This window comes from Streptomyces hygroscopicus subsp. hygroscopicus, assembly GCF_001553455.1.
In the GTDB taxonomy this organism is placed as follows: Bacteria; Actinomycetota; Actinomycetes; order Streptomycetales; family Streptomycetaceae; genus Streptomyces; species Streptomyces hygroscopicus.
On sequence record NZ_BBOX01000182.1, the window covers coordinates 1 to 5190 of the forward strand.

Below are 5190 nucleotides of genomic sequence, written 5' to 3' on the forward strand. Positions count from 1 at the left end.
GGCCGTACTCGGCGCGGTCGGCCTCGGCCAGGGCTTCCCACAGCCTCCAAGCGTCGGTCAGGTAGCGGCCGGGCCCCAGCGGCACGCGCCAGTGGGAACCGGGGCCCGTCGTCCAGGAGACGGGTGGTACGCCGAGGTAGGTCCGCTCGTCGGCGAGTTCTGTGAGGACGCGGACCTGCCGCAGATGCCAGCTCGTCGCGGACCCCACGGCCACCAGCCAGTACAGGGTGCCGTACCTGTCCTGGATCACGGCACCGGTCTCATCGCCGAGCGTCTTCAGGGCACGTTCCCCCACGATGGACGCTGCCCGCACGGCGTCCCACCACTTACCGACCGGTAACGCCTCGACGTCCACGGCGGGTGGCGGATTCCAGGGCAGGTTATGGGGCGTCATGGTCGGCTCCCTGCAACGGTCTGTCTACTGACCGTCACATCGTGCCGATGTGAAAAGGCCGGAACTATCAGAGCTGACTGATAGTCCCGGCCGGAGGTTGACGCAGCGTTACCTGCCCAGCCAGGCGCCGAACCCGGTGAAAGTCTCCGGCATGGACCGCCGTGCGTGCGCCAGCCCGACGTACGTCTCACGCACCAGCGGGTGGTATCGCGTCTGCTGCGGCGCTACCTTCCGTGCTTTTTGCAGGCTGCCGAAACTGTCCTTCGTCCGGCCCATCCACAACTGGGCCCGCGCGACCTCGGCGTAGTGGTGGGCCATCCGCGACGGCGGCCAGTCGTCCGGCAACGTCAGCCCTTCCGCGGCCGCCACTGCCTCGGGGTACATGTCCCGCTCGGCCAGCGAACTGACCTTGTGAACGCCCACGTTGGTCGGGCCGAAGGCCAGCCAGTGGGTTTCGATCGCCTCGCCGGTGCGCTTCGCGATCCGCTCAGCCTCAGCCAGGTGTCCGTCGGCAGCGTCTCCGTCCTTGCTGCGAGCGGCCAGCACCGCGGCTCCGAGGTGGAGCTGCCCGGTCACCACGTCGCGTTCACGGCCTGGTGCGGCCTGCTCCATAGCCGACAGCCCCATCCGGATCAGCCGATGCCCAGTCCCATACTGGGCTGCCCGCAGGTAGACGAGCGCACGCATGTACTGGCGCATCCCTGACAGCACCGGGTCGGAACCACGCTGCGCTGCCCACTCCACCCGGTCCAGCGCCACCGTGCAGAGATCCGAGTAGCCCAGTTTGGTGGTGACGTCATACGCCGTGCGATAAGCGGAAGCGAGGATCTGCCAGGCCCGATCCGTGCCCTCCGTGTATGCGGCGGCAGTGGCCTCGTGGATGAGCCCCGGGAGTTCGGCCGCCGCAGTCTTCAGATCGGTGGCGCGTACCAGAGAGCACAGTCGTTCGGTATCGCTGCGCAGGGCGTCAAGCGTGCGTGGAGCGACTTCCGGATCGGGGCCGAGGTCGTAGACGTCCAGAGCCTCGCGGATGGGCTGGATCAGCCCGTCGAGCTGGTCATGGCGCAATTCCTCGATGTACGGCTGCCCCGTGAGATCAGAGACGGGTACGGACAGGGCGCGGGCCAGGGCTCCGGTGACGGAGGGGCTGGCAGGCATGTTGCCCTGCTCGACCTTGGTGATGGTGCTGTACGAGACATGAGACTTGTCGGCCAGCTCGCGCTGTGTCAGGTGACGGGATTTCCGCACCCTCGCGATCCGCGCGCCGGTGTGCTCTTCGATGCCCTGTGGCATGCTGAACTCCGTTCTGCTCGACGTCCAGAACGTACCCGCGGTCGGCTCCGCCGGTACGGCTGAACGGCCCCCATTTCGGTGGGGGCCGTCGCGCTTGCTTGACACGGCGAAAGCCCGCGCTCCGCCGCCGATACGCCGGGCGGCCCGCCCTGACGGCGTCCCACCGCTCCCCGACGGGTAACGCCTCGACGTCCACGGCGGGTGGCGGATTCCAGGGCAGGTTATGGGTCGTCATGGTCGGCTCCGTGTAACGGTCCGTGTACTGACCCTCACATCGTGCCGACTGTGCCCCCACGTGCTATAGGCCGATCCAGTTCGCGAATTCGGCAAGCTCGCTGCTGCGCGACCGGTCACGCGAGCGCAGCGTCACCACTGCTTCCCTCACCGTCGGGTGATAGCGCGTCTGTTGAGGGGCAGTGCGGCGGGCCCTCTGCAAACAGCGGAGAGCCTCATCTGAGTTCTCCGTCCACACGTTGGCCCTTCCCAGGTCCAACCAGTGATGCCCGGCCCGAGACCGGTCCCAGCCCTTGGGGAACCGCACGTCCTCCGCCAGCTCAACGGCCCGCCCGAACTCGTTCACGTCGCAGGCGATCGCAACAGCGTGGACTCCCACGTTCGCGGGCCCCCACCCGACCCCGTAGGCCGCCGTCTCGCCAGTCCGCTTCGCCAGCACGCGGGCCTCGGAGACGCGAGCGTTCGCCGCGTCGGCGTCCCCCGCCCGGCCAGCGATCACAGCCGCCCGCAGCTGAAGCACGCCGATCATCGCGGCCAGGCCGTCCGCGTTCCTGGAATCCTGTCCAGCCATGTCCCGCAGCGTGCCATCGACCACCCTCATCCCGAGGTCGTATCGGCTGGAGGAGAGAGTCGTCTGGGCGCGCAGGTAGCCGTACATGGCGGCAAGCCCCGGCTCGTCGGCACGCGGCGCTGCCCAGGCCAAGCGCTGTAGGGCAACGGTGGCCAAGTCCACATATCCGAAGGACCAGGCCAGCGTGAAGACACATCGGAACGCCCACGCCAGGCACTCGTGGCCCTGTCGCTGCTCCTCCCCGCTGGTGCTGTGGATGACCTGGACGCACTCGTCGATCAATGCTGGAAGTTCGACGGCCATCGGCAGGTACTCAGCTTGCCGCCGCTGGTCCAGGACCTTCTCCATGTCAGCGCGGATGAGCGCGACGGGGCGGGCTCGTACCTGCCAGTCGAGCGGGATGTCCCAGTTCTCCATGCTGACCCGGATGGGCTGTATCACCTCGTCGAGCCGCTCGCGCCGGAGTTCCTGGGTGTAGGGCTGGCCCAGGAGGTCTGAGGTGGTGACGCTGAGCGCGCGTGCGCAGGCGGCGATCAGTGAGGGCGAGGCGGGCCTTTGGCCGCATTCGACCTTGGACAGCAGAGACTTGGAGATGTTGGCGCGCATCGCCAGACCCTGCTGAGTCAAGCCGCGCTCGCGCCGGGTGCGTGCGATCCGTGCGCCGGTGTGTTCGTCCTCGCCTTGTGGCATGTTGACACTCCGTCCTGACCTCTTGGCACTCAGAACGGTACCCGCGGTCGGCTCCGCCGGTACGGCTGAACGGCCCCCATTTCGGTGGGGCCGTCGCGCTTGCTTGACATGACGAAAGCCCGCGCGCTCCGCCGCCGATACGCCGTGCGGCCCGCCCTCAGTACGGCTCGTGCGCCGAGTCCAGCGGCGGTGCCACGTCCGCGAGGCGGGCCAGCAGTTCGGCGGCGCGCTTGGCCACGGTGTCCCGGTCGCCCTCGGACAGCGCCGAGCCCATCCCGCAGGCGACGGCCCCCGCCGCGATCCAGTCCGGGGCCTCGGCCAGCGTCACCCCGCCCGTGGGGATGACGGCGGCCTGCGGCAGCGCGGCCCGTACGTCGCTGACCCATCTGGGCCCGTAGGCGGAGGCCGGGAAGAGTTTCAGGGCGTCCGCGCCCAGCTCCATCGCGTGCACCGCCTCGGTGGGCGTGGCCACGCCGGGGAAGACCGGCAGACCGTAGCGGTGGCCGGTGCGGATGACCTCGGGGTCCAGACTGGGCGAGACCAGGAAGCGGGCGCCCGCGTCCACCGCCATCCGGGCGGAGGCGGCGTCGATCACCGTGCCCGCGCCGATCACGGCGTCATCGCCGACCTCCCGGATCAGCGTGGTGACCGCCTCCAGCGCGAACGGGGTGGTCAGCGAGATCTCCAGGCTGGTGATACCGGCGGAGAGCAGGTTGTCCGCCGTGGCATGGGCGTGGTCGTAGCTGTCGCTACGGACGATGGCGAGAACGCGCTGCCCGAGCGCGGCGCGGGTGATCTCCCAGCGGTACACGGCGGTCGCCGCCTTTCCTCTCCCAAGTGCTGCTGGCGGTGCCGCCCCGGATTGCCTCCGGGATATGCGGCGGTTTCGGTGTGCGGTTGACGATGTGCGGTGCTCTGCTGCCCTCGGTGGTGCGGTGTTCGGATCGTCCGGGTCGGGTGCGCCGTCCGCGCTGTCCCTGGGGGTGCTGGTGGGCCTCTCCGTCGTGTCGTCGTCCGTCGCGGCGGCGGGGCGGCTCAGCGGTACACCGGGTCTCCGCCGCCGGAGAACTCGGCCAGCGCCCGGTCCCGCGCCGCGGCGGTGGGCAGCCCGTCCGTATCGGTGGCCGCCTGGATGACGAGGGCGGCCACGCACGCCGCCTCGGCGAGCGCCCGGTCCTCGTGCAGTCCGCGCAGACGCGCGGACAGATAGCCGGCCGCGAAGCCGTCACCAGCCCCTATCGGGTCGACGACCGGCACCGCGTAGGGCGACTGGTCCCAGCCGCCGTCCGCCGTGAGAACGGTCGAGGAGTGGTCGGGGCGCTTGATCACGACTTCACCGGCCCCACCGCGCAGCAGCTCCCGGGCCGCGTCGTCGGCGGGTTGGGCGGTCAGCAGCTCCAACTCCTCCTCGCCCGCGAGGACGATGTCCGCGTCGCGCAGCAACGTGCCCGCCGTCTGGGCCCACTGCGCCGCGCCGCCCAGCTTGTGCCGTACGTTCGGGTCGAAGGACACCTTGGCCCCGGCCTCACGGGCCAGCTCCACCAGGCGCCGGCTCGCGGCCGCCGCGGTCGGCGAGAGCATCGGCGTGATCCCGGACAGGTGCAGCAGCCGGACGCCTTCGAGCGCCTCGGGGCGTATCTGCTCGGGCGTCAGCCGGGAGGCGGCCGACCCCATGCGGTAGTACTGCACGTCGATAGCGCGGCGCGGATGGCTGTCCCGCATCAGCAGCCCGGTGGGGGCGTGGTCGTCCACGATCGCGTGGGCCACGTCCACACAGTCCGCGCGCAGCTCGCGCAGCACCGCCTCGCCCGCCGGATCGGCACCGACCCGGCCCAGCCAGCGCACACCGTGGCCGAGCCGGGCGAGGCCCACGGCCACATTGGACTCGGCGCCCGCCACCGACCGGCGGAAATGCACGGCCCGGTCGAGCGGAACCCCGGGCTCGGCGAGCAGGAGAAGCATCGCCTCCCCGCACGTGACCACTTCCGGACCGTTCGTCACCAGTGCC

The 5190-nt window shown here is 70.3% G+C and carries 5 protein-coding genes; all 5 read right to left on the minus strand.

What is annotated here, in order from left to right; all coding sequences use genetic code 11:
• A partial coding sequence (locus tag AXW62_RS19910; RefSeq protein ID WP_079115701.1) for a hypothetical protein occupies window positions 1-394 on the minus strand: 394 nt, incomplete at its 3' end.
• A 108-nt stretch (window positions 395-502) separates the two neighbouring features.
• On the minus strand, window positions 503-1687 hold the full coding sequence (locus AXW62_RS19915; RefSeq protein WP_060945724.1) for a helix-turn-helix domain-containing protein: 1185 nt from the start codon (window positions 1685-1687) through the stop codon (window positions 503-505).
• 298 nt (window positions 1688-1985) lie between these two features.
• On the minus strand, window positions 1986-3182 hold the full coding sequence (locus AXW62_RS19920; RefSeq protein ID WP_060945725.1) for a helix-turn-helix domain-containing protein: 1197 nt from the start codon (window positions 3180-3182) through the stop codon (window positions 1986-1988).
• Between the two features lie 157 nt (window positions 3183-3339).
• Entirely contained in the window at window positions 3340-3993 is a 654-nt protein-coding gene (locus AXW62_RS19925) for a bifunctional 4-hydroxy-2-oxoglutarate aldolase/2-dehydro-3-deoxy-phosphogluconate aldolase (protein WP_030834523.1), read from the minus strand.
• Window positions 3994-4217: 224 nt separating this feature from the next.
• The gene (locus AXW62_RS19930; protein ID WP_079115700.1) at window positions 4218-5183 is read right to left on the minus strand and encodes a sugar kinase; all 966 of its coding nucleotides are present in this window, start codon (window positions 5181-5183) and stop codon (window positions 4218-4220) included.
• Window positions 5184-5190: the final 7 nt, after the last annotated feature.